The following is a 23,624-nucleotide window of genomic DNA, read 5'->3' as shown; positions in this document are numbered from 1 at the left end:
CCGGAAGTAAAAGCCCGGCCGGGCAACTTGCAAGTTGCAAATCGCCGACCGGTTACGCCACTTGAACAAGTAACGTCAGGTATTGCCGTTCTTACTTAAACCGAAGGTTCGACGACCAGCATGACCACACCGGTGTAGTCGCCTGCGGCCGGTTTGGCACCGGTGGCGCTGATCTTGAACGGTGCGCGATAACGGGTATTGGACTCGGTATCACCCACCACTTCCTGCGAAGTGGTGGTCAGTGTCTTGCCGTTGAGTTCAACCTTAAGATCGATGGTCTGGTTGCCGGCGATGAGCTTCGGCACGCCTTCCAGACGCGCGTGAACCTTGCCTGCGGTATGCAGCACATCGAAGTGGCCGTTGACTTCGCGCATCGAAGCGGTCGCCGGGTTGTAGCTCATGTCCTGATCCTTGTTGACCAGATCGGCATCCACCGGCACCGCATAGAAGTCGTCAGCCGGAACGTGCGCCACGATGCTGATCGAGTGCTTGGCTTCGGTCGCGGCAAACGCCATCGAGGCGCTCATGGCCAATACAGTCAGAGGGGCGGCAAAGGCGAGTTTCTTGAACATCATTGAATACCTGTCTTATATAAATTAGTTGAGTCGTCAACCAGTCAAGGCGAACGGAACAGTCACGAGCAGTCCGTGTTCACCGCTAACTTTCAACGCCGAAGCATGTTCAACCAATTCATCTTCAAAGTAAGCAGGCAACGTCCTGCGACCTTGTAGCCTGGACGCCATTAGATGAGAAAGAAAAAACCACGAAATTCAGGAAAGTTCCTGTCCGACTGTAAGATACAGGCTACAGCGCGCCACCCGAGTGACTGTACGCGCCACAACTTTGCAGCAACTTCCGTCAGACATGTACGACACTTTGCCGGAAATAAAGGGCGAAACAGAACATTAGAGACTCAGCACTAATCTGCGCCTTTGTCGGGGGATTTAATACTGCGTTTTCTTGATCATTTTGCGGTTTTTTTTGGCTGCAGATTCGATCGATCAGGTGTGCACCGTTGGTCAGTCCCCCTTGCACGACAGATAAGATATATCTTAAGTTGTATCTAAACACGACGAGAGAGAAGGAAAATGAGAGACCATCATGCCCCCCATCACCACCGCGAACACGGCGACGGCCGTGACGGCTTCGAAAAACGCCCCGGCCGTGAACGCGGCGGACGCGGCCCACGGGTGTTCGCCCCGGGCGACCTGAAATTGTTACTGCTGGCGCTGATCGCCGAACAGCCCTGCCACGGCTACGACCTGATCCGCCAGATCGAAGGCATGTTCGACGGCGCGTACAGCCCAAGCCCCGGGGTGATCTACCCGACCCTGACTTTCCTCGAAGAAAGCGACCTGATCAGTGGCGACGCCGAGGCCGGCAAAAAACGCTACAGCGTGACCGACACCGGTCGTCTGTCGTTAAGCGAGCAAGCCGTCGCACTGGACGGTGTGCGCATGCGCATCGACGTCAGCAAACGTTCGTTGCGCGGCCATGACCGGCCGCCGGAAATCCACGAGGCCGTGCACAACCTGCGCCATGCCCTGCAAATGCACCACGGGCGCTGGAGCGCCGAAGAAATCCTGCGTGTGCGTGACCTGCTCAACGACACCGCCAAAGCCATCGTCGACGGCCCCGCCGTTCAATCTGCCCCGGAGAAAGCCGAATGACTGCAGTCGATACCCAAACCATTCACCGCGTGATGCACGACATCAAACGCCGCAAGCTCGAAGTGCTGCGCGTGGTCGACCTGACCCCGCGCATGCGCCGCATCACCCTCGGCGGCCCGGAGCTGGCCGGGTTCATCAGCCTGGGCACCGACGATCACGTCAAACTGCTGTTCCCGCAGAGCGCCGAACAGGCTGCAGCGCTGGAGACCATGGTGCTCGGCGCGGGCAAGGACAATGGCCCGATGCCCGAGATGCGCGACTACACCCCGCGTCGCTATGACCTGGAAAAACTCGAGCTGGACATCGACTTCGTCCTCCACGGCGACGGCCCTGCCTCGACTTGGGCCGAACAGGCCCAGCCTGGGCAATTCCTGCACATCGGCGGCCCGCGCGGCTCGATGATCGTGCCGGACATCTTCGACAGCTACCTGCTGATCGGCGACGAAACCGCCCTGCCCGCCATCGCCCGGCGCCTCGAAGGTCTGGCGGCCAATCGCAAGGCGCTGGTGGTGATCGAAGTGGAGAACGGTGCCGAGCAACAGGTGCTGGAGAGCGCGGCGCAGGTCAACGTGATCTGGGTGCTGCGCGAGGGTGGCAAGGACAACCTGCTGACCACCGTCAAACAGTTGCAGGTGCCCAAGGGCAATCTGTATGCATGGGTAGCGACCGAGACCAAAGTCTCGCGGCAGATCCGCCGGGTGCTGCTGGATGAGCATGGGCTCAATGAACAGTTCGTCAAAGCCGTCGGCTACTGGCGCGCGGAAGGTTCCGCAGAAGAGTGATATCCCTTGTAGGAGCTGCCGCAGGCTGCGATCTTTTGATCTTGTTTTTGAACAATCAACGTCAAAAGATCGCAGCCTGCGGCAGCTCCTACAGGTGCTCTAACTTCGTGCAAATCTCCAGCGATCCAGGCCGATCACCAGCAAGCCAATCAGCACAAACCCCACCAATATCCCCCCGGCATTGATGAACACCTGTGCATAACCGAGCAGCGCCACATCAATGAACGGATACGCATACGCACCGAGCAGATGCCCGCGCAGCAACGCGTAAATGAAATACACCAACGGGTAAATCAGCCACAGCGGCAGGTGCCAAAGGCGCAACGTGCCTTTGGGTACGCAAAACCACCAGTAGCCGAGAAACAGCAGCGGCATCACGTCGTGCAACAGTTCGTCAGCGATAAACTGCCAGCCCTGCGGATGCCACAAATGCCGCAGCAGAATGCTGTAGGCGAGACCGACCACGGCAATGCTCACGGCAATCCCGCTGCTGACCCACGGCTGCAGAAACCAGCGGCGCGCGGCGGATTCACGCCGGGTAACCGCACAGGTCAGCACGCTCGCCACCAAGGTATTGGTCAATACAGTGAAGTAACTGAAGAAGCTCACCAGCCCGCCCAGCAGACTGGCGTCGACACTCAGCCGTGCGAGGAAAATCAGGTACAGCTGAATGCTCAGCCCGGCCCAACCGAGGCTGGCGATGACCGTGATCAGGCGTCGCCGCATAACGGCGTCCATCTCAGCGCGGTCGCTTGGTGCGCATCAGTTTCACGTACAAGCGCTCGACCTTCTCCCGTGCCCAAGGCGTTTTGCGCAGGAACGTCAGGCTCGACTTGATGCTCGGATCGCTCTTGAAGCAGCGGATATCGATACGCTCGGCCAACCCCGACCACTCGTAATGCGCCACCAGCGCATTGAGGATCTGTTCGAGGGTGACGCCATGCAGCGGATCAGGAGAGTGGTCGTTCATGCCAAGCCTTTGGACGGAGTGAAAATGCACAAGCCGCGCACCTTAGCCGAGGGGCCGGTCAGGTGGAAGGCCTTGCATCAAATGTAGGCCAACCGGAGAAGATCGCAGCCTGTGATCCGCGCCACAATGCGCCCGTTTGACGCACTGTTACCGAATCCGAAACGCTGCATGTCTGCAAAAGCCCTTTGTCTTTTTGTTACAGATCATTATCCTGCCGCCCTTCAGCTGAATCGCTTCACTGCCTGCGTCAAATTGAAGCGCTCGGTTCACCCCCAGAAAACATCAAAAAAAGACTGATCCATGCCTGATTTTTCCTTCTCCCGAGACAGCGCTATCTCAGCCCTGCGCCTGCTCGGTGGCTGCACCGCGCTCGGCCTCGCCACCTTCGCTCAGGCGACCCCCGCCTTCGATAGCGACTCACCGTGGATGCTCGGTGACTGGAACGGCACCCGTAGCGAACTCGCGGAAAAAGGCTACGACTTCAAACTCGATTACACCGGCGAAATGGGCAGTAACCTGCACGGCGGCTACGACCACGATCGCACCGCGCGTTACAGCGATCAGTTCGGTCTGGGCACGCACCTGGACCTGCAAAAAATCCTCGGCTGGGACGATGCCGAATTTCAGTTGACCCTCACCAAGCGCAGCGGCAACAACATCAGCAACGACCGGATCAACGATCCGCGCGTGGGCGGCTTCACCTCGGCCCAGGAAGTCTGGGGCCGTGGCCAGACCACGCGCCTGACGCAGATGTGGTACCAGCAGAAATTCTTCGATCAGAAGCTCGACATCAAGGTCGGCCGTTTCGGTGAAGGCGAAGACTTCAACAGCTTCCCGTGCGACTTCCAGAATCTGGCGTTCTGCGGCTCGCAGGTCGGCAACTGGGTCGGCGGCATCTGGTACAACTGGCCAGTCAGCCAGTGGGCGCTGCGGATCAAATATCACCTGACCCCAGAGTTGTACGCGCAGGTCGGCGCTTACGAGCAGAACCCGTCGAACCTCGATCGCGGCAACGGTTTCAAACTCAGCGGCAGCGGCACTCAGGGCGCCGTGCTGCCGGTGGAGCTGGTGTGGACGCCAAAGCTCAATGGCCTGCCGGGCGAATACCGCGCCGGTTACTACTACAGCAGCGCCAAGGCCTCTGACGTCTATAAAGACCAGAACGGCCAGCCTGCCGCGCTGAGCGGCGAAGCCTACCGCAGCGCGTCGAGCAAACACGGCGTGTGGTTCGGCGCGCAGCAGCAAGTCACCAGCATTGCCAGCGATCATTCGCGCGGCTTGAGCGTGTTCGCCAACGCGACGATGCACGACAAGAAAACCAACGCGATCGACAACTACGTGCAGGCCGGCGTCGTCTACAAAGGCCCGTTCGATGCCCGCGCCAAGGACGATGTCGGTTTCGCCCTGGCCCGCGTGCACGTCAACCCGGCCTTGCGCAAAAACGCCGAAGCGAGCAATCAGGCGCAGGCGGTCTACGACTACGACGACCCGTCCTTTCTGCCACCGCAGGACACCGAATACAGCGCCGAACTGTATTACGGCGTGCACCTCGCCAACTGGCTGACCGTGCGCCCGAACCTGCAATACATCCGCCATCCCGGTGGCGTGAACGACGTCGATGACGCGCTGATCGCGGGGATCAAGATCCAGTCGTCGTTCTAAAAAACACTGAAGAAACCTGTGGGAGCTGGCTTGCCAGCGATGGGATTTCACATTCGCCATTATCGTCGGCTGACACTCCGCCATCGCTGGCAAGCCAGCTCGCACAGGGATCGGGAAAAATTCGTTAGCTAGACAAGTTTTTATCTGAACCATACCCGCGCCCAATCGTCATCTAAAGTGACTACAGCGCGGGACTACATAAACGTCACGGAGAATCACACTATGAGCACCGAAAGTGCTTCGAGTCGGGGCCGTCTGCTACCGAGCCTGCTCGGCATTCTGCTTCTACTGATGGGCCTGGCCATGCTGGCCGGGGGAGTCAAGCTGAGCATGCTCGGCGGCTCGCTGTACTACCTGCTGGCCGGTATCGGCATCGCCCTGTCCGGCATTCTGTTGCTGCTGCGCCGTCGTGCAGCGCTGGGCCTGTACGCCATTGTGCTGTTCGCCAGCACGGTCTGGGCCCTGTGGGAAGTCGGTCTGGACTGGTGGCAACTGGTGCCGCGCCTGGCCCTGTGGTTCGTCCTCGGCATCGTGATGTTGCTGCCGTGGTTCCGTCGTCCGCTGCTGCTCAATGGCCCGGCGCCGATGGGCACTGGCGGTCTGAGTGTGGCCGTGGTGCTGGCCGGTGTCACCGCTCTGGCCAGCCTGTTCACTCACCCGGGTGAAACCTTTGGTGAACTGGGCCGCGACACCGCGGACATGACCAGCACCGCACCGCAAATGCCTGATGGCGACTGGCAGGCCTATGGCCGCACCGAATTCGGTGACCGCTACTCGCCGCTGAAGCAGATCACCCCGGCCAACGTCGGCAAGCTGCAAGAAGCCTGGCGCATCCAGACCGGCGACCTGCCGACGGCCGATGACCCGGTCGAGCTGACCAACGAAAACACCCCGCTCAAAGCCAACGGCATGCTCTATGCCTGTACCGCGCACAGCAAAGTGCTGGCGCTGGACCCGGACACCGGCAAGGAAATCTGGCGCTTCGACCCACAGATCAAAAGCCCGGTGGGCTTCAAGGGCTTCGCCCACATGACCTGCCGTGGCGTGTCGTACTACGACGAAGCGGCTTACGCCAAGTCGGAAAACGCCGCTTCCGCCGTCATCTCCGAAGCTGGTAAAGCTGTCGCTCAGGTCTGCCCGCGTCGCCTGTACCTGCCAACCGCCGATGCCCGTCTGATCGCTCTGAACGCCGACACCGGCAAGATCTGCGAAGGCTTCGGCAACAACGGCGTGGTCGACCTGACCCAAGGCATCGGCCCGTTCACCGCCGGTGGCTACTACTCCACCTCGCCGGCGGCGATTACCCGTGATCTGGTGATCATGGGCGGTCACGTCACGGACAACGAATCGACCAACGAGCCATCGGGCGTAATCCGCGCTTTCGATGTGCGCGACGGTCACCTGGTGTGGAACTGGGACAGCGACAAGCCAGACGCCACCGAGCCATTGGCCCCGGGCGAAATCTACAGCCGCAACTCGGCCAACATGTGGTCGCTGGCCAGCGTCGACGAAAAACTCGGCATGGTCTTCCTGCCACTGGGCAACCAGACTCCCGACCAGTGGGGCGCTGACCGCACCCCAGGCGCCGAGAAATTCAGCGCCGGCATCGTCGCCCTCGACCTGGCCACCGGTAAAGTGCGCTGGAACTACCAGTTCACCCACCACGACCTGTGGGACATGGACGTTGGCAGCCAGCCAACCCTGCTCGACATGAAAACCGCCGACGGCGTGAAACCGGCGCTGATCGCCCCGACCAAACAGGGCAGCCTGTACGTCCTCGACCGTCGTGACGGCACGCCGATCATCCCGATCAAGGAAATCCCGGTTCCGCAAGGCGCCGTGAAAGGCGACCACACCGCACCGACCCAGGCCCGTTCGGACCTCAACCTGCTGGCCCCGGAATTGACCGAAAAGGCCATGTGGGGCGCGAGCCCGTTCGACCAGATGCTGTGCCGCATCCAGTTCAAGGAACTGCGCTACGAAGGCCAATACACGCCTCCGTCGGAACAGGGCAGCCTGATCTACCCGGGTAACGTCGGCGTGTTCAACTGGGGCGGCGTGTCGGTCGACCCGGTTCGCCAGATGCTGTTCACCAGCCCGAACTACATGGCCTTCGTCTCGAAAATGGTGCCACGCGAGAAAGTCGCCGCCGGCAGCAAACGCGAAAGCGAAACCGCTGGCGTGCAACCGAACACCGGCGCGCCTTACGCGGTGATCATGCACCCGTTCATGTCGCCACTGGGCGTACCGTGCCAGGCCCCGGCCTGGGGCTATGTTGCCGGTATCGACCTGACCACCGGCAAAGTCGTGTGGAAACGCAAGAACGGCACCAGCCGCGACAGCTCGCCAATCCCGATCGGTTTCACCCTGGGCGTACCAAGCATGGGCGGCTCGATGGTCACCGCGGGCGGCGTCGGCTTCCTCAGCGGCACCCTTGACCAGTACCTGCGCGCCTACGACGTGAACACCGGTAAAGAACTGTGGAAATCGCGTCTGCCGGCTGGCGGCCAAGCGACTCCGATGACCTACACCGGCAAGGACGGCAAGCAATACGTCCTGCTCGTGGTGGGCGGTCACGGCTCGCTGGGCACCAAAATGGGTGACTACGTGATTGCGTACAAACTGCCGGAATAAGTTTTAGCGGCGGTAATAGAAAGGCGATGTTCCGTGAGGGGCATCGCCTTTTTTGTGCACACCCAATATCCCTGTAGGAGCTGCCGAAGGCTGCGATCTTTTGACTTTGATTTTTAAAAGCTAGATCAAAAGATCGCAGCCTTCGGCAGCTCCTACAGGAAAATGTGCTGGTCTATGGGAAATGTGTTCGTCCTACAAATGCTGGTGATTGCGCGGAGTTTTCCGACAGTTCGCGTCGGTTGTGCCTCGGAAGTTGGCTGGATAGGCTCTGGTGGTCGCTGGAAATTCAGCGGCCGGGCGTCGCGGCCTGATAACTGATGCATAATCGCCAACCTGACAGCACCTCGGATGCCTGTTGGTTGTGTCATGGCGGCTGTGCGCGGGATACCTTCTTTGAGGGTATGCCGATTCCTCAGTTATCGGTCCGCGAACCCGCGTACAGCTGCCACCTCAGATTGCGTCGCGGCAATTGAAGGTAGCTCCACTTCACCAACTGAGAATTCACCATGATCAAACCCACACCGAATCCCCCCGAAACCTCCCCCTACGAATCCCTCGATTCCAGAAAACTCCACGACGCCGCCGAGCGTGCGCTGGATCACTACCTGAAACCCTCTGCCGCCGCGGTGAGATTCCACAAACCCAGCAGCATGTTCCAGGTCGCCCCGGACATGGACAACGAAAGCCTGCTGGTTCACGCCTGCGAATCACTGGCCCAAGCCAGCCTCATGACCAGCGACATCGCCGCGTACATCGACATCCCGCAGCGCCGGACGATACTGGCCATTCAGCAAATCATCATGCTCGCCGAACTGGCGGTGAACCGAGTGCTGGATAACCACGAAATCTCGCAGTCTCCAACACACAACTAATCCCCTGTGGGAGCGAGCCCGCTCGCGAAGGCGCCAGCGAATTCAATATTTATGGTACCTGACCCACCGCTTTCGCGAGCAGGCTCGCTCCCACAGGTAAATTGAGTGCATTCAGCCAGAACATGGCCGGCCGTCAGGCCGCCATCGCTGGCAAGCCAGCTCCCACAGTTTTGATTTGTGCATGCCCCATGCGGCGCAGCCGCCCCACTCAAAACAATGAGCGCAAGCTCGAGTACCGCTCTTGATCTCCCACAGGTAAATTGAGTGCATTCAGCCAGAACATGGTCGGCTCGTAGGCCGCCATCGCTGGCAAGCCAGCTCCCACAGTTTTGATTTGTGCATGCCCCATGCGGCGCAGCCGCCCCACTCAAAACAATGAGCGCAAGCTCGAGTACCGCTCTTGATCTTGATCCACGGGCGACGTCGGAAGGCTGAGTGGAGGGATTGATCCGGGGGTGGGAGCGCAGCGACCGTTTGGCGAAGCCAAACACAGCGAGAGGAGGTGCAGCGAAGCAAACCGTAGGCGCTGCCCCCGGATCGATCCCGCAGCGAAGGGACCCCGAGCCCCAGCGAGCGGGCCGAACGCAGGAGCAAGCCTTTTTTTGCTTACTTTTTTGAGGCGTTTGTCAAAAAAGTGAGTCGCCGTAAGGGCGAAACCCTAAGTAGCCGTTACCAAAAAAACGGATATACACCCAAAACCCCAAGAACCTGGTCGGCCCAAAGGCCGCCAAGTCCCAAAGCAAACCCTGTCAAAACCCTGAACACACAAGCAGAAACACCGCCCCCCATTGAAACCACCCCAAGCCTGCCCCATCTAAGACCCATACCCCATTGCGCAGGTGCCCCAATGAGCGACCAGCAAGAATTCCCGGACAACCCCGACGACTACACCGAAGCCGAACACATCGAACACCATTCCACCGGCAAAGGCCTCGCCCTGCCCGGCCAGAACCTGCCGGACAAGGTCTACGTCATCCCGATCCACAACCGCCCGTTTTTCCCGGCCCAAGTGCTGCCGGTCATCGTCAACGAAGAACCCTGGGCCGAAACCCTCGATCTGGTCAGTAAATCCGAACACCACTCCCTGGCCCTGTTCTTCATGGACACGCCCCAGGAAGACCCGCGCCACTTCAACACCAAAGCCCTGCCGGAATACGGCACGCTGGTGAAGGTGCACCACGCCAGCCGCGAAAACGGCAAACTGCAGTTCGTCGCCCAGGGCCTGAGCCGCGTGCGCATCAAGACCTGGCTCAAGCACCACCGCCCGCCGTATCTCGTTGAAGTCGAATACCCGCACCAGCCCACCGAGCCGACTGACGAAGTCAAGGCCTACGGCATGGCGCTGATCAACGCGATCAAGGAGCTGCTGCCGCTCAACCCGCTGTACAGCGAAGAGCTGAAGAACTACCTCAATCGCTTCAGCCCCAACGATCCGTCGCCGCTGACCGACTTCGCCGCCGCCCTCACGTCGGCGACAGGTAATGAGCTGCAGGAAGTGCTCGACTGCGTGCCGATGCTCAAGCGCATGGAAAAAGTCCTGCCGATGCTGCGCAAGGAAGTCGAAGTCGCGCGCCTGCAGAAAGAGATCTCGGCGGAAGTTAACCGCAAGATCGGCGAGCACCAGCGCGAGTTCTTCCTCAAAGAACAACTCAAGGTGATCCAGCAGGAACTCGGCCTGACCAAGGACGACCGCAGCGCCGACCTTGAACAGTTCGAACAACGCCTGGAAGGCAAAGTCCTGCCGGCGCAGGTGCAAAAGCGCCTTGAAGAAGAAATGAACAAACTGTCGATCCTCGAGACTGGATCGCCGGAATACGCGGTCACCCGCAACTACCTCGACTGGGCGACCTCGGTGCCGTGGGGCGTGTACGGCGAGGACAAACTCGACCTCAAACACGCGCGCAAGGTGCTCGACAAACACCACGCCGGCCTCGACGACATCAAGGACCGCATCCTCGAATTCCTTGCGGTCGGTGCCTATAAAGGCGAAATCAGCGGCTCCATCGTCTTGCTGGTCGGCCCGCCGGGCGTGGGTAAAACCAGCGTCGGCAAATCCATCGCCGAATCCCTTGGCCGGCCGTTCTACCGCTTCAGCCTCGGCGGCATGCGCGACGAAGCCGAGATCAAGGGCCACCGCCGCACCTACATCGGCGCGCAACCGGGCAAACTCGTCCAGGCGTTGAAAGACGTCGAAGTGATGAACCCGGTGATCATGCTCGACGAGATCGACAAGATGGGCCAGAGCTACCAGGGCGACCCGGCCTCGGCGCTGCTGGAAACCCTCGACCCGGAACAGAACGTCGAATTCCTCGATCACTATCTCGACCTGCGCATGGACCTGTCGAAAGTCCTGTTCGTATGCACCGCCAACACCCTGGATTCGATCCCCGGACCGTTGCTGGACCGCATGGAAGTGATTCGCCTGTCGGGCTACATCACCGAAGAAAAAGTCGCCATCGCCAAGCGCCACCTGTGGCCGAAGCTGCTGGAAAAGGCCGGCGTGTCCAAGGGCAGCCTGAGCATCAGCGACAGCGCGCTCAAGGCCTTGATCGACGGTTACGCCCGTGAAGCCGGGGTGCGCCAGCTGGAAAAACAGATGGGCAAACTGGTGCGCAAGGCGGTGATGAAGCTGATCGACGACCCGAAAGCGGTGATCAAGCTTGGCCCGAAAGACCTCGAAGCCTCGCTGGGTCATCCGGTGTTCCGCAATGAACAAGTGCTGTCGGGCACCGGTGTGATCACCGGTCTGGCCTGGACCAGCATGGGCGGCGCCACCCTGCCGATCGAAGCCACACGCATTCACACGCTCAATCGCGGTTTCAAACTCACCGGGCAACTGGGCGATGTAATGAAAGAGTCGGCGGAAATCGCCTACAGCTACGTCAGCTCGCACCTGAAGTCGTTCGGCGGCGATCCGAAATTCTTCGACGAAGCCTTTGTCCACCTGCACGTGCCGGAAGGTGCCACACCAAAGGACGGCCCGAGCGCCGGCGTGACCATGGCCAGCGCCCTGCTCTCGCTCGCCCGCAATCAGCCGCCGAAAAAAGGCGTGGCGATGACCGGTGAACTGACCCTGACCGGGCATGTGCTGCCGATTGGTGGGGTGCGTGAAAAGGTCATCGCGGCGCGGCGGCAGAAGATCTTCGAACTGATCCTGCCGGAGCCGAACCGGGGCAACTTCGAGGAATTGCCGGATTATCTGAAGGAAGGGCTTACCGTGCACTTCGCCAAGCGCTTTGCGGATGTGGCGAAAGTGCTGTTCTGACAGAGCTTTAGCGCCTGACCTGACGCTATCGCTGGCAAGCCAGCTCCCACAGTGTTCGAGGTGTTCACAAATCCTGTGTTCACCACAATCCCTGTGGGAGCTGGCTTGCCAGCGATGGCGTCAGTTCTGATAACACTGGACTGCCCGACTGTCACACTTTGTCTCATCTTCAGTTATGCTCGCCGTTCGTCGTCAACGCCGGAGCCACTGAGCCTATGTCCCCCACTCGCCTGTTTGTCCCTCTCGCCCTTTCTCTGCTGGCGGCCTGCGCCACGCAACCGAAACAGAACGTGACCGTGGAAAAACAGAGCGAATGCCCCGTGCGTCTCACCAACGGACAACACCTGATTGTGATGCTGCCGAGCAATCCCACCACCGGGTACCGTTGGGCGATTCAGGACTCGGCCGGTGGTGTGCTGCGCGCGCTCAGCCCCGAGGTCTACAGCAGTCCGAAAGACTCGGGGATGGTCGGTGCGGGCGGATTCTCCACCTGGCGCTTTCAGGCCTTCGCTACTGGCACCGGGCGCCTGCGCCTGACCTCGCAGCAACCTTGGGAACCGGAAGTTGAACCGGCAGAAACCTTCGACTGCGCGATTTCGGTGAACTGATCGTGGGCTGGCTGATTCTGGCACTGATGGGCGCGGCGACATTTCTCTACGGCGTCAGCACCCATGCGGCGCTGCTGTGCCTGTTGGTCAAACCGTTGCCGGTGCTGGCGCTGCTCGGCTGGCTGCACGATGCACCACCCAGTGACTATCGGCGCTGGATCAGCCTCGGGCTGATTTTTTCTCTGCTCGGTGACGTGTTGCTGGCGTGGCCGGGGGATCTGTTTGTGTTTGGCCTGGGTGCGTTTCTGGTGGCGCATCTGGCGTACCTCAAGGCTTACCTCAGCGATTGCAAACGACTGGCGCTGTTGCCGTTGGTGCTGGCACTCGGCGTTGGCGCAGTGCTGCTGGGGATGCTGATTTCCAGCGGTCTTGGGCCATTGCTGGTGCCGGTGGTCGTCTATGGCACCGCGATCAGCGCCATGCTCTGGCGCGCCCTCGCCCGCCTCGGCACCGACGTGCCCAAGCGCTCGGCGCTGCTGGCGGCGGCGGGTGCGCTGGCGTTCGTGTTTTCAGACAGTGTGATTGGTATTGATCGTTTCGTATCGCCATTCCACGCGGCGCCGTACGTGATCATCCTCAGTTACTGGCTGGGGCAGTGGGGGATCGCCGCTTCGGCGTTTTCCGTGAAACACCGCTAATTTTGTAGTGAGGGGATTTATCCCCGATGGGCTGCGCAGCGGCCCCGAAAGTTGTCATTCAGTTATGTCAGACAGACCGCAGCCACAGGTTTTGGGGCTGCTTCGCAGCCCATCGGGGATAAATCCCCTCGCCACGTCGGACAACCCAAGCATCCCAGCGCCACTTTGGCTAAAATGCCGGCCTTTTCATCGACACCGCCGGAACCGCCGTGAGCAAAGAACCCGATCGCATTTTCGCCCAGCCGATGGCCCAGGTGCCTGACTTCGCCTTCAACGAGGACGTGGTGCGGGTGTTCCCGGACATGATCAAGCGCTCAGTGCCGGGTTACCCGACCATCGTCGAAAACCTCGGCGTGCTCGCGGCGCAATTCGCCCAACCAAACAGCGTGCTGTATGACCTGGGAGCCTCGCTCGGCGCTGTCACACAAGCGCTACGCCGTCACGTGCGCACCGACGGTTGCCGGGTGATCGCGGTGGATAACTCGGCGGCGATGGTCGAGCGTTGCCGTGAATACCTCAATGGTCAGGATTCGATGTTCCAGGAGCTGCTCCCGGTCGAGGTGATCGAAGGCGACATTCTCGCCCTCGAATTCAAACCGGCTTCGGTGGTGGCGCTGAACTTCACCCTTCAATTCATAGCGCCCGAGCAGCGTACCGCGTTGCTCTCGCGTATTCGCCAATCGCTGCTGCCCGGCGGCGCGCTGATTCTGTCGGAGAAGCTGCGCTTCAACGATGCCGAAGAACACGCGCTGCTGACCGACCTGCACGTCGCGTTCAAACGCGCCAACGGCTACAGCGAACTGGAAATCGCCCAGAAGCGCAGCGCCATCGAAAACGTCATGAAGCCCGACAGCCTCGAAGAACACCGCGAACGCCTGCTGGCCGCCGGGTTCTCGAAAGTCGTGCCGTGGTTCCAGTGTCTTAACTTCGCCTCGTTGATTGCCTTGCCATGATTGATCTGTCCCCTCTCGCCCGCCGTCTGGCCGGCACACCGCTGGCCGATTGGGCCAACACCCTGCAAGGGCAACTCGACAAGAAAATGGAGAAAGGTCACGGCGATCTGGAGCGCTGGCAGAGTGCGCTGGACGCTCTGCCGAAGATCCAGCCGACCGAAGTCGACCTGCTCGACGGCCTGAAACTGGACACCGATTGCGACGACGAAACCCGCGCACAAATGCGCACCGCGCTGATGGGCCTGTCGCCGTGGCGCAAGGGGCCGTTCGACCTGTTCGGCGTATACGTCGACACCGAATGGCGCTCGGACTGGAAGTGGTCACGGGTCGCCCCGCACCTGGACCTGGAGGGCAAACGCATCCTCGATGTCGGTTGCGGCAACGGCTACTACATGTGGCGCATGCTCGGCGCCGGTGCCGACAGCGTGATCGGCGTCGATCCGAACTGGCTGTTCTTCTGCCAGTTCCAGGCCGTGCAACGCTACCTGTCCGAGCCGAATGCCTGGCACCTGCCGTTCCCGTTCGAAGACCTGCCGCCGAACCTGGAAGGCTTCGACACGGTGTTCTCCATGGGCGTGTTCTACCACCGACGCTCGCCGATCGAGCATTTGCTGGCGCTCAAGGATTGCCTGGTCAAGGGCGGTGAACTGGTGCTGGAAACGCTGGTGGTTGAAGGCGACAAACATCAGGTGCTGGTGCCGGAAGACCGCTACGCGCAGATGCGCAACGTATGGTTCCTGCCGTCGGTGCCGGCGCTGGAGTTATGGCTGCGCCGAGCAGGCTTCACCGACATCCGCTGCGTGGACGTCAGCACCACGACGGTTGAAGAACAGCGCGGTACCGAGTGGATGAAGTATCAGTCGCTGAGCGACTTCCTCGATCCCGAAGATCACAGCAAGACCATCGAAGGGCTGCCGGCGCCGATGCGGGCGGTAATTGTCGCTCGCAAATAAAGCAGAATCAAAAGATCGCAGCCTTCGGCAGCTCCTACATCGATCCCTGTAGGAGCTGCCGAAGGCTGCGATCTTTTGATCTTAATCCCGGTTTGCCCGCCGCGCCCGGAAAAACTCGGTCAGCACCGCCCCACACTCTTCCGCCAACACCCCGCCTTCATACAGCACCCGGTGATTCAAAAAGCCCTGGGTAAAGAACTGCCCCTGACTCTGCACAATCCCGGCCTTGGGCTCCAGTGCGCCATACACCACGCGAGCAACCCGCGAATGCACGATCAGCCCGGCGCACATGCTGCACGGTTCCAGCGTCACATACAGCGTGCTGCCCGGCAGGCGATAGTTGTTTACGGCCTGGGCAGCGGCGCGGATCGCGACCATTTCCGCGTGGGCACTCGGGTCGCTGGTGGTGATCGGGCAGTTGTAGCCACGCCCGATGATTTCGCCGTCCTGCACCAGCACCGCGCCCACCGGCACTTCGCCGAGGGCGGCGCCTTGGGCGGCGAGATCCAGGGCTTCGCGCATGAAATCGCGGTCACGGCTGCGGTCGATGATCGCGGCGGGGCGAATCTGGCGCATCACTTCACCTCGATGGCGGCCATCAGGCCGGTTTCCATGTGGTCGATCACGTGGCAATGGAACATCCACACCCCCGGGTTATCCGCCACCAGCGCCACTTGCGCACGCTCGTTCTTGCCCAGCAGATAAGTGTCGGTGAAGTACGGCGTGATCTTGTGCCGGTTCGACGCAATCACCTTGAAGCTCATGCCGTGCAGGTGAATCGGGTGCTGATACTGGGTCATGTTCTTCAGTTCGAAGATGTAGCTCTGGCCCAGCTTCAGGCTGGCAATCGGCCGATCGGCGCAGGTCTTGTCCGTGATGTCCCAGGCCTTGCCGTTGATCTGCCACAGGCTCGGCGGCTTGCCGTTGTCGACATTCACCGACACCGAACCGACCCATTCGAAATTGAAGTTGAGTTTCTCGGCATTCGCCAGATCCGGTTCGGCCACCGGGTTGGCGGGCAAGGCTTTCGGCCACGCGGTCGGTGCATCGTTATTGGCCACCGAGCGCAAGGTTCCCAGTCGCACCGGGCCGTTGCGCAGCGACAACTCTTCACCGGCCGGCGGCGCCTTGATCGCCAGGCAGATACGCATGCCCGGCCCCAACCAGTATTCCTTGCCCAGCGGGCGCGGCTCGATCGGGTTGCCGTCCAGCGCATAAATCTGCGCTTCGACGCCAGGAATGTTGATGCGATACGTCAGGGTGTTGTCGAGGTTGAGCAAGCGCACCCGGGTGATCTGCCCGGCCGGCAACTCGATCACCGGCGTCGGCACGCCGTTGATGGTCGACAAGCGTCCCGCCGTACCGCCACGCGCCGCTTCCCGGGGGATGCTGAATTCGACGAAATTGCCTTGCTCGTCGATGTGCCAGTTCTTCAGGCTCAAGGTCTTTTCGTACTTGAAACCGGTCGGCTCGCGCTCTTCGACGATCAACGGCCCGACCAGCCCGCGCCCCAGCTCTTCGCTGCTGCTGACATGCGGGTGATACCAGTAGCTGCCGGCATCCGGCACGCGGAATTTGTAATCGAAGTATTCACCGGGCAGCACCGGCAATTGCGAGACGTACGGCACACCGTCCATCTCCAGCGGCAAACGGATGCCGTGCCAGTGAATGGTGGTCGCCACCGGCAGGTGGTTGATGAAACGCACCCGCAGCCACTCGCCCTGACGCACGCGCAACTCGGTGCCCGGCGCCGACGGGCCGAACGCCCACGCCTCGGTCTTGTGCCCCGGCACCAGCTCAACGTCCAGCGGCGCCGCGATCAGCTCATAGTCATGCCCCGCGTCGGCGTCGGCCATCTTGCCCAGCCAGTAACGCGACGCGCCTCCCGCTCCGACACCAACGACAACAAGACCGGCCAGGCCACCGAGGATTTGGCGACGGGTAAAGGACATGAACTCAACTACCTCACAAGTCAACGACAGGCCAGCGGCCTGGAAAAGGCGAATACGATACACCTGCAACTGCGAAACAGTAAGGGAGACGCAGAGACGCACGCCGGATCGCTCATGCATATAACTATGTAGTGCACCTCCCCCGAGCGAACGGCTCATGCTCACTGCCCGTTTCTCAAGGAGTGAGACTGTATGAATCCGAACCAACGCCGCCCGCAGCCCAATGCCGCCGACAAGGCTGCCCTCAAAGCCATCGCCACCCGCCTTATCCAGACGTGCCCCAGCCTGCAAGACACCGCTCATGACGTTGCGTCTGACTTGCTGAAAAAATACGGCATCACCGGCCTTGATCCGGACCAGGTGTATTTCCATCGCTTCGCCGAGGCCCAAAGCAGTTCGAAAGCCTTTACGGGGTGGGAGCATGTCCATGCAACGCCAACGTCCTCCATGACGCTGACCCAGTTGGTCATTCACCGCTTTCGCGTCGCCGATCAGGACAATGCCGATCTGCTCGACGTGTATGCCGGTTTCTATACCGCAGGTCCCAATCCAGGCACGTTCGACGAACGCAACGAAGTGCGCCTGCACGGTAACGAGGTGTTGCGGGACTTCTGGAGCATTGACTTCAGCTCGCTGTACAACGAACGGCTGACGACGTTCTGGGACGATTCCGGCACCGACTTCCGCACCCTGGCCAAGTGCAACTTCCTCATCAGCGCCCTTCGGGCAAGGGACAAGCGCCAGTTGAGCGATGAGGATTTCCAGTTCGTCACCGAAGCGGCCATTGGCCCGATCACCTGGCCGGTCAGTCTGCAATTGTTGCAAACACAGTCCCCGGGCACTGACTGTGTTCGTACCCTGGATGTCGCCGGCTACGTGGCCACCAACGTCCTTCGTTTTATCGCGCCCAAGGGCCGGCAAATCGTCTATCTGCCCGGCGAAACCGATGCCTTCCAGACGTTGGAAACGGCCACCGACATGCACTTCTGGATGTTGCAGCGGATGAACAAGGACGCAACGCGTCAGGTGTTCATGTCGCATTTCTGCCTGGCTGATCGACAACGTATTGCAGAGGACATTACCGGTCTGATGAATCGCCTGGTCAGCACCTGGGGCAAATACGACCATCATTTGATCAACCAGGAAAACCGGATCATTCGCGGCGACGTTTTCAGTTGGCTGCGAGACTCGACCCAAAGCGCGATGTTCGCCGAGGCCGCACTGTCACTGACCTCCAATGGCGATCTACGGAAAAAGCTGTGGATCGGTTACCTCAGCGCCGGTGTGAAAGTACTTGGCCCGATGGCAGTCGTCGGCTGGCCCATTGCACTGCCGGTGATCGGCGCCAGCATCGCCAACCTGGGGTTGAACATTGATCAGGCCGTCAACGCCAGGACTGCCGAAGAGCGCAAGGCGGGCATCCTCGGCGCGGTACTGAGCAGTATCGACATGCTGTTCAACTTGCTCGTCCTCAAAGGCCCTGGTTCGCTCGAAGAAGTCGGCCCAGAAATCGATGCCGCCGAAGCGAAAGAAATGTCTGATCTGAAGGAAACGACACAACCGGCCAAAGTTTCCGGGCCGACACAGAGCGAAGCCAGCGTTGAAACGCCGGCCAGTCCCGAATCGACGGTGAAGGTGCCGCAAACCTTCAAAATCGATGTGCCACTGAGCGAAGACACACTGATTCGCGAACCGGGAAAATTTCAGGGTACCTACCGGCTCTCTTCCAACCCTTCATCTGCGATCAAGCTCAACGACAGTGCGTACTACGTGCGTTACGAAGCCAATTTAAATGGCCGAGGTCATTGGGCGATCATCGATCCGGCCAATCCCGATGCGTTTTCCGGCTCCATTCCAGTGCGATTGAGCCCTGCGGGCCAATGGGAAATCGTTCCGCGACTTGGGCTGAAGGGCGGCATGATCCTGCCGTCCGCTCCCGGTGCGGCTGCAACCAGTGAGCCCGCCGTCGAAGAATGGGCACGAATACCGGGTATTCATGTGCCCGGCCTCGAAGACCCGCAAATGAGGTCTTGGGCACTCGGCGGCCCCGATGTGCGCAATCTGTACAGGCGCATGTGGACCCTCGGCGACATCGACGTACGCAGTGTCGTCGGTAGCGATGAAAATGCCGTTGGCAACCGCAGTGTGATGATGTCCCCGACCGACGAGCTCACGGAGTCCTTGAGCGAATTCGAACTGGATCAGGAAGAGCCCCGCAACACGCTAATCAGCGATGCGCGAGCCTACTACGAGCTCAATCCACCGACGCCTCGCCTCGCGGCACCGGCACGGGTGATCAATACGACAACCGACCTGCTCGACATTGCCTTTGCGCAAAAACCGGGACTGATCGTTGGCGAGAATCGCGGCAGTATCGGCAGCAAACAGTTCCTGATCGAAAACATGCCCGCCCTGGCTCACCGTGGCGTGAAGACACTGTACTTGCAGGAACTGCTGGCCAACGTCAATCAGCTCGACCTCGACACCTTTGCCAGAACCGGCGAAATGCCCGAAGAGCTGGAAAACTATCTGAGAAAACTCGACATCAAGGCCGGTAACGATCCCGAGGGCAAATTCAATCTGCTGGCCTTGGTCAAGTCTGCCAATGCCCAGCGCATCCGCGTTCAAGCCATCGACATGACAACGACCTACAACATCAATGAAGACCTCCTTACCCGAAATCCAGACAGCTTGATGATGAGGAAGTTTTTTGCCAGCGAAGTCATCCGGTTCAATGAAGAATCAAAAGGGCCGGCCAAATGGATTGCCTTGGTTGATCAGGAACACATGACAAGTTTCAGAGGCTATCAGGGTATCAGCGAACAGACCGACGCCATGAGCGTACGCATCAATGACGTGACACCCGGTCAGGCACAGCCCATCGGCGCCGATCCCGGATTAGCGGTGGAATACGCAGACTATCCGGACTCGCCTGTCGAGGAAGAAGGGTCGGATATCACTGGCTTCGACCATATCCGAGACAGCATCAAAGGCGACTGGCGTGTACAAATGCAAACCCCGTGGGCCTACCGAACGCCACAAGATCTTCGCGCGCTGTTGCCGGAACCGGGAATGTTCACCTTTCAACGGTACAGAAGCAGCATCCTCGTGGTTTATCGCAACGCCAACCATCAAATGGCGGACAGCGTGATCAGAATGACTCCGGGCGGCAGGATGAATCTGGACACTCCGCTCGGGCCAATCCACGATTCCATGACGGTGGATAACCTCGCTGAACTGAAACAGGCATTGATCGAAAAAGGCCTGCAGCCGATGGGCTGGCCTGAAGTCGCTGGCGAAGCACAAGGCGTGACATCGCTGCTGGAGGACCTTGCACAAGTGCGTCCCGAGATTCAACGACCGACTCCACCCGAACACTGGCAAGCCAATGAACTGCTGGAAGGGAATACGCCCGGCAGCGAACCCGGAAAGTTTCAGGGTATCTATCGCCTCAATGCCAACCCGTCCGCTGCCATCATGCTCAACGACACCGCGTATTACGTGCGTTACGAAGCCGATATCAACGGCGGTGGGCATTGGTCGATCATCGACCCGGCGAATCCCGAGCGCTTTTCAAATTCGATCCCGGTGCGTCTGAACGCCGAGGGAGAATGGGAAACGATGCCTCGCGGCGGACTCAGGGGCGGTGGCAAGACATCCCCGACTCAGGGGGCGAGCTCGACCGGCATGGCCGAGCGTGGCATGACGCCGCTACCGGTATCGCAATACGATATGCCGCCGCAACTGAAGTCGGCGTTGAAAAAAGGCGCCGCCGGAACTGACACCGACGCACTGCGTGATGCCTACGACAGCCTGAGAGAGTCCGATCCTTACCGGGACTTCAAAGCCGTCAGAAAACGCCTCTATCGAGATGCCTTGCGCTTCTATCGCGAACTCGAGCTTCCCCGACGCCCGCCCGCACCCGTACTGAGTCACGATGCCAGCGCCGGAGAGATCGTCGAAAAGCTTCTCGAACATGCCCGAGGACTGGTTATCGGTGAGTCTCACAGTGAGATCGGCGCTAAACAATGGCTGATCGAAAACATGGAGGTGCTGGCCAGCCACAACGTGAAGACGCTCTACATGGAACACTTGTTGACCGACTTCCATCAGGCCGCGCTGAACTCCTACCTGCAGACCGGACTCATGCCAAAGTCGCTGGAAAGCTATCTGAAGGTGCTTGATATCGGACAAATGACCGATCCCCTTGAACGTTATACGTTTCTTGAAGTGGTCAAGGCGGCAGCAAAACAGCGAATCCATGTGCAGGCGATCGATTGCATGGCGAGCTATAGGCTCAACGGCATGACGCCCATCGCGGGCGAAGAACACTTCGTTGACGAAAACGCGCGGCAAAAAATGATGAACTACTTTGCCAGGACGATCATTCGTACCGACCAGACCGCGCGAGGTGCACACAAATGGGTGGCACTGATGGGTAATTCTCACTCCAATACCTTCGAAGGCGTGGCCGGGGTGAGCGAGCTGGAGGAAGCCATCGGTATTCGCGTTGAAGATGTCGCCGAAGGCACCTCTGGCGGAATCGAAATCGACCCTGGAAAAATCCTGCTGGCCGGCGATAGCCTGAAGGGCCGTAGCGCACTGGTTCGGGGAGACTTTCGCCTGCAGATGGAAACTCCGTGGTCTGCCCAGACCATGGCAGAGTTCGAAACGCTGTTGCCTCGTTACGGCATGTACTCATTAAAACAACAACCGCGCATGATTTTTCTGGTACATCGCAGCCGCAGCAAAGAACTGGTCCGCACGCTGTTCGAGACCGATGGAGACCGTTTTTATATCGAACGCCCGAACTGGCCCTCGGTGAGCGGGAAACGCTACGGCAGTATCAGAGAACTGTTACAGGCACTGAACAATATGGGGCTGAGGTTAGCGGGTTGGTCGAAACCGCTTTAATCGGCAAACAAAAAAGCCGTGTGAAATGATTTCACACGGCTTTTGAAGTGCCAGCGTTCAAGCCATCAGACTTGGTGCGGGATCACTCCCACTCAATGGTCGCCGGCGGCTTGCTCGACACGTCATAAGTAACGCGCGAAATGCCTTCGATTTCATTGATGATGCGGCCGGAGACGGTTTCCAGCAGTTCGTAAGGCAGGTGTGCCCAACGTGCAGTCATGAAGTCGATGGTTTCCACGGCACGCAGGGCCACGACCCAGGCGTAACGACGGCCATCGCCGACCACGCCAACCGATTTCACTGGCTGGAACACCACGAAAGCCTGGCTGACCTTGTGGTACCAGTCGGCCTTGCGCAGTTCTTCGATGAAGATGTGGTCGGCACGACGCAGCAGGTCGGCGTATTCCTTCTTCACTTCACCGAGGATGCGTACGCCCAGGCCCGGGCCCGGGAACGGGTGACGGTAGACCATGTCGTACGGCAGGCCCAGTTCCAGACCCAGACGACGGACTTCGTCCTTGAACAGTTCGCGCAGTGGCTCGACCAGTTTCAGGTTCATTTCTTCCGGCAGGCCGCCCACGTTGTGGTGCGACTTGATCACGTGCGCCTTGCCGCTTTTCGCGCCAGCCGACTCGATCACGTCCGGGTAGATGGTGCCCTGCGCCAGGTACTTGATGTTGTCCAGCTTGCAGGATTCGGCATCGAACACGTCGATGAAGGTACGGCCGATGATCTTGCGCTTCTTCTCGGGATCGGCTTCGCCAGCCAGGTTGTTGAGGAACTGCTCTTCGGCGTTGGCGCGGATCACCTTGACGCCCATGTTCTCGGCGAACATGGCCATTACTTGCTCGCCTTCGTGCAGACGCAGCAGGCCGTTGTCGACGAACACGCAGGTCAACTGATCGCCGATGGCTTTGTGCAGCAGCGCCGCAACCACCGAGGAGTCAACACCGCCGGACAGGCCCAGCAGCACGTTGTCGGTGCCGACCTGTGCGCGGATGTTGGCGATGGCATCTTCAGCGATCTTCGACGGCGTCCACAGGGCTTCACAGCCGCAGATGTCCAGTACGAAGCGCGACAGGATGCGACCGCCCTGCTTGGTGTGGGTCACTTCCGGGTGGAACTGCACGCCGTAGTAAGCGCGCTCGTCGTTGAACATGCCGGCGATCGGGCAGCTCGGGGTGCTGGCCAGGATGTGGAAGTCTTCCGGCATCTTGGTGACCTTGTCACCGTGGCTCATCCATACGTCGAGGCCGAACAGGCCGTCGGCGTCGATATGGTCTTCAATGCCGTCGAGCAGGCGGCTCTTGCCGACCACGTCAACGCGGGCGTAACCGAACTCACGCAGTTCGGAACCTTCAACCTTGCCGCCCAGTTGCTCGGCCATGGTCTGCATGCCGTAGCAGATACCGAAGACCGGCACGCCCAGGTCAAACACCGCCTGTGGGCAGCGCGGGCTGTTGGCTTCGTGTACGGACTCGGGGCCGCCGGCGAGGATGACGCCTTTAGGCGCGAATTCGCGGATCGCATCTTCGTCCATGTCGAACGGGTGCAGCTCGCAGTACACGCCGATCTCGCGCACGCGGCGGGCGATCAGTTGGGTGTATTGCGAACCGAAGTCGAGGATCAGGATGCGGTGAGCGTGAATGTCGAGGGCCATGATTCAGTCTCGTCTTAAGTAATTCAGAAACAGTCGTGATTCAGAAACAACTCGGGGCTGAATAAAACAGCCCCGGTTGCTTGATGATTTG

General features: G+C 60.0%; 17 protein-coding genes. 11 read left to right on the top strand and 6 right to left on the bottom strand.

Annotation, left to right across the window (positions count from 1 at the left end):
* Positions 1–95 precede the first annotated feature (95 nt).
* The gene (locus KVQ82_RS06875; protein WP_174376817.1) at positions 96–572 is read right to left on the bottom strand and encodes a CS1 type fimbrial major subunit; all 477 of its coding nucleotides are present in this window, start codon (positions 570–572) and stop codon (positions 96–98) included.
* A 516-nt stretch (positions 573–1,088) separates the two neighbouring features.
* On the opposite strand from KVQ82_RS06875, the gene KVQ82_RS06870 reads away from it, so the two are divergent.
* Together KVQ82_RS06870 and KVQ82_RS06865 are read left to right on the top strand one after the other, a co-directional pair.
* The gene (locus KVQ82_RS06870) at positions 1,089–1,670 is read left to right on the top strand and encodes a PadR family transcriptional regulator (RefSeq protein WP_041068268.1); all 582 of its coding nucleotides are present in this window, start codon (positions 1,089–1,091) and stop codon (positions 1,668–1,670) included.
* On the top strand, positions 1,667–2,452 hold the full coding sequence (locus KVQ82_RS06865) for a siderophore-interacting protein (RefSeq protein WP_222018478.1): 786 nt from the start codon (positions 1,667–1,669) through the stop codon (positions 2,450–2,452). The genes KVQ82_RS06870 and KVQ82_RS06865 overlap by 4 nt, the downstream gene beginning before the upstream one ends.
* Before the next feature lie 99 nt (positions 2,453–2,551).
* Here KVQ82_RS06865 and KVQ82_RS06860 read toward each other — a convergent pair whose 3' ends face one another.
* Together KVQ82_RS06860 and KVQ82_RS06855 are read right to left on the bottom strand one after the other, a co-directional pair.
* Complete coding sequence (locus KVQ82_RS06860) at positions 2,552–3,190, bottom strand: Pr6Pr family membrane protein (RefSeq protein ID WP_222018477.1); 639 nt, start codon at positions 3,188–3,190, stop codon at positions 2,552–2,554.
* Position 3,191: 1 nt separating this feature from the next.
* Positions 3,192–3,422 (bottom strand): VF530 family DNA-binding protein, encoded by a 231-nt coding sequence (locus KVQ82_RS06855; RefSeq protein WP_222018476.1) that lies wholly within the window; start codon positions 3,420–3,422, stop codon positions 3,192–3,194.
* 300 nt (positions 3,423–3,722) lie between these two features.
* On the opposite strand from KVQ82_RS06855, the gene KVQ82_RS06850 reads away from it, so the two are divergent.
* The 8 genes from KVQ82_RS06850 (at position 3,723) to cmoB (ending at position 15,007) form a co-directional block, all read left to right on the top strand.
* Positions 3,723–5,084, top strand: coding sequence for a carbohydrate porin (locus tag KVQ82_RS06850; RefSeq protein WP_222018475.1), 1,362 nt, complete (start codon positions 3,723–3,725; stop codon positions 5,082–5,084).
* A 222-nt stretch (positions 5,085–5,306) separates the two neighbouring features.
* Positions 5,307–7,718: a glucose/quinate/shikimate family membrane-bound PQQ-dependent dehydrogenase gene (locus KVQ82_RS06845; RefSeq protein WP_222018474.1), complete on the top strand. Its 2,412-nt coding sequence runs from the start codon at positions 5,307–5,309 to the stop codon at positions 7,716–7,718.
* 506 nt (positions 7,719–8,224) lie between these two features.
* The gene (locus KVQ82_RS06840; RefSeq protein ID WP_095668385.1) at positions 8,225–8,590 is read left to right on the top strand and encodes a DUF6124 family protein; all 366 of its coding nucleotides are present in this window, start codon (positions 8,225–8,227) and stop codon (positions 8,588–8,590) included.
* 847 nt (positions 8,591–9,437) lie between these two features.
* Positions 9,438–11,855, top strand: coding sequence for an endopeptidase La (gene lon, locus KVQ82_RS06835; protein WP_198760191.1), 2,418 nt, complete (start codon positions 9,438–9,440; stop codon positions 11,853–11,855).
* 215 nt (positions 11,856–12,070) lie between these two features.
* Positions 12,071–12,463: a protease inhibitor I42 family protein gene (locus KVQ82_RS06830; protein WP_086791731.1), complete on the top strand. Its 393-nt coding sequence runs from the start codon at positions 12,071–12,073 to the stop codon at positions 12,461–12,463.
* 2 nt (positions 12,464–12,465) lie between these two features.
* Positions 12,466–13,101, top strand: a complete 636-nt coding sequence (locus KVQ82_RS06825; RefSeq protein WP_222018473.1) for a lysoplasmalogenase — start codon at positions 12,466–12,468, stop codon at positions 13,099–13,101.
* Between the two features lie 245 nt (positions 13,102–13,346).
* Positions 13,347–14,054 (top strand): carboxy-S-adenosyl-L-methionine synthase CmoA, encoded by a 708-nt coding sequence (gene cmoA / locus KVQ82_RS06820; protein WP_219737930.1) that lies wholly within the window; start codon positions 13,347–13,349, stop codon positions 14,052–14,054.
* A complete protein-coding gene (gene cmoB, locus KVQ82_RS06815; RefSeq protein ID WP_222018472.1) occupies positions 14,051–15,007 on the top strand; it encodes a tRNA 5-methoxyuridine(34)/uridine 5-oxyacetic acid(34) synthase CmoB in 957 nt (318 codons plus the stop codon). The genes cmoA and cmoB overlap by 4 nt, the downstream gene beginning before the upstream one ends.
* An 81-nt stretch (positions 15,008–15,088) precedes the next feature.
* On the opposite strand, the gene tadA is transcribed toward cmoB, so the two are convergent.
* Together tadA and KVQ82_RS06805 are read right to left on the bottom strand one after the other, a co-directional pair.
* The gene (tadA, locus tag KVQ82_RS06810) at positions 15,089–15,583 is read right to left on the bottom strand and encodes a tRNA adenosine(34) deaminase TadA (protein ID WP_086791725.1); all 495 of its coding nucleotides are present in this window, start codon (positions 15,581–15,583) and stop codon (positions 15,089–15,091) included.
* On the bottom strand, positions 15,583–16,959 hold the full coding sequence (locus KVQ82_RS06805) for a multicopper oxidase family protein (protein WP_047296321.1): 1,377 nt from the start codon (positions 16,957–16,959) through the stop codon (positions 15,583–15,585). The genes tadA and KVQ82_RS06805 overlap by 1 nt, the downstream gene beginning before the upstream one ends.
* Positions 16,960–17,151: 192 nt before the next feature.
* Here KVQ82_RS06805 and KVQ82_RS06800 point away from each other — a divergent pair, with 192 nt between their 5' ends.
* Positions 17,152–21,873 (top strand): membrane-targeted effector domain-containing toxin, encoded by a 4,722-nt coding sequence (locus tag KVQ82_RS06800; RefSeq protein WP_222018471.1) that lies wholly within the window; start codon positions 17,152–17,154, stop codon positions 21,871–21,873.
* Between the two features lie 82 nt (positions 21,874–21,955).
* Here KVQ82_RS06800 and guaA read toward each other — a convergent pair whose 3' ends face one another.
* Positions 21,956–23,533, bottom strand: a complete 1,578-nt coding sequence (gene guaA / locus KVQ82_RS06795; protein ID WP_041071851.1) for a glutamine-hydrolyzing GMP synthase — start codon at positions 23,531–23,533, stop codon at positions 21,956–21,958.
* Positions 23,534–23,624: the final 91 nt, after the last annotated feature.

Origin of the sequence: Pseudomonas sp. AO-1 (assembly GCF_019775695.1) — a bacterium.
Classification (GTDB): Bacteria; Pseudomonadota; Gammaproteobacteria; order Pseudomonadales; family Pseudomonadaceae; genus Aquipseudomonas; species Aquipseudomonas parakoreensis.
Note: the sequence above shows the minus strand (reverse complement) of the source record. Positions and strands in the feature narration are given on the sequence as shown.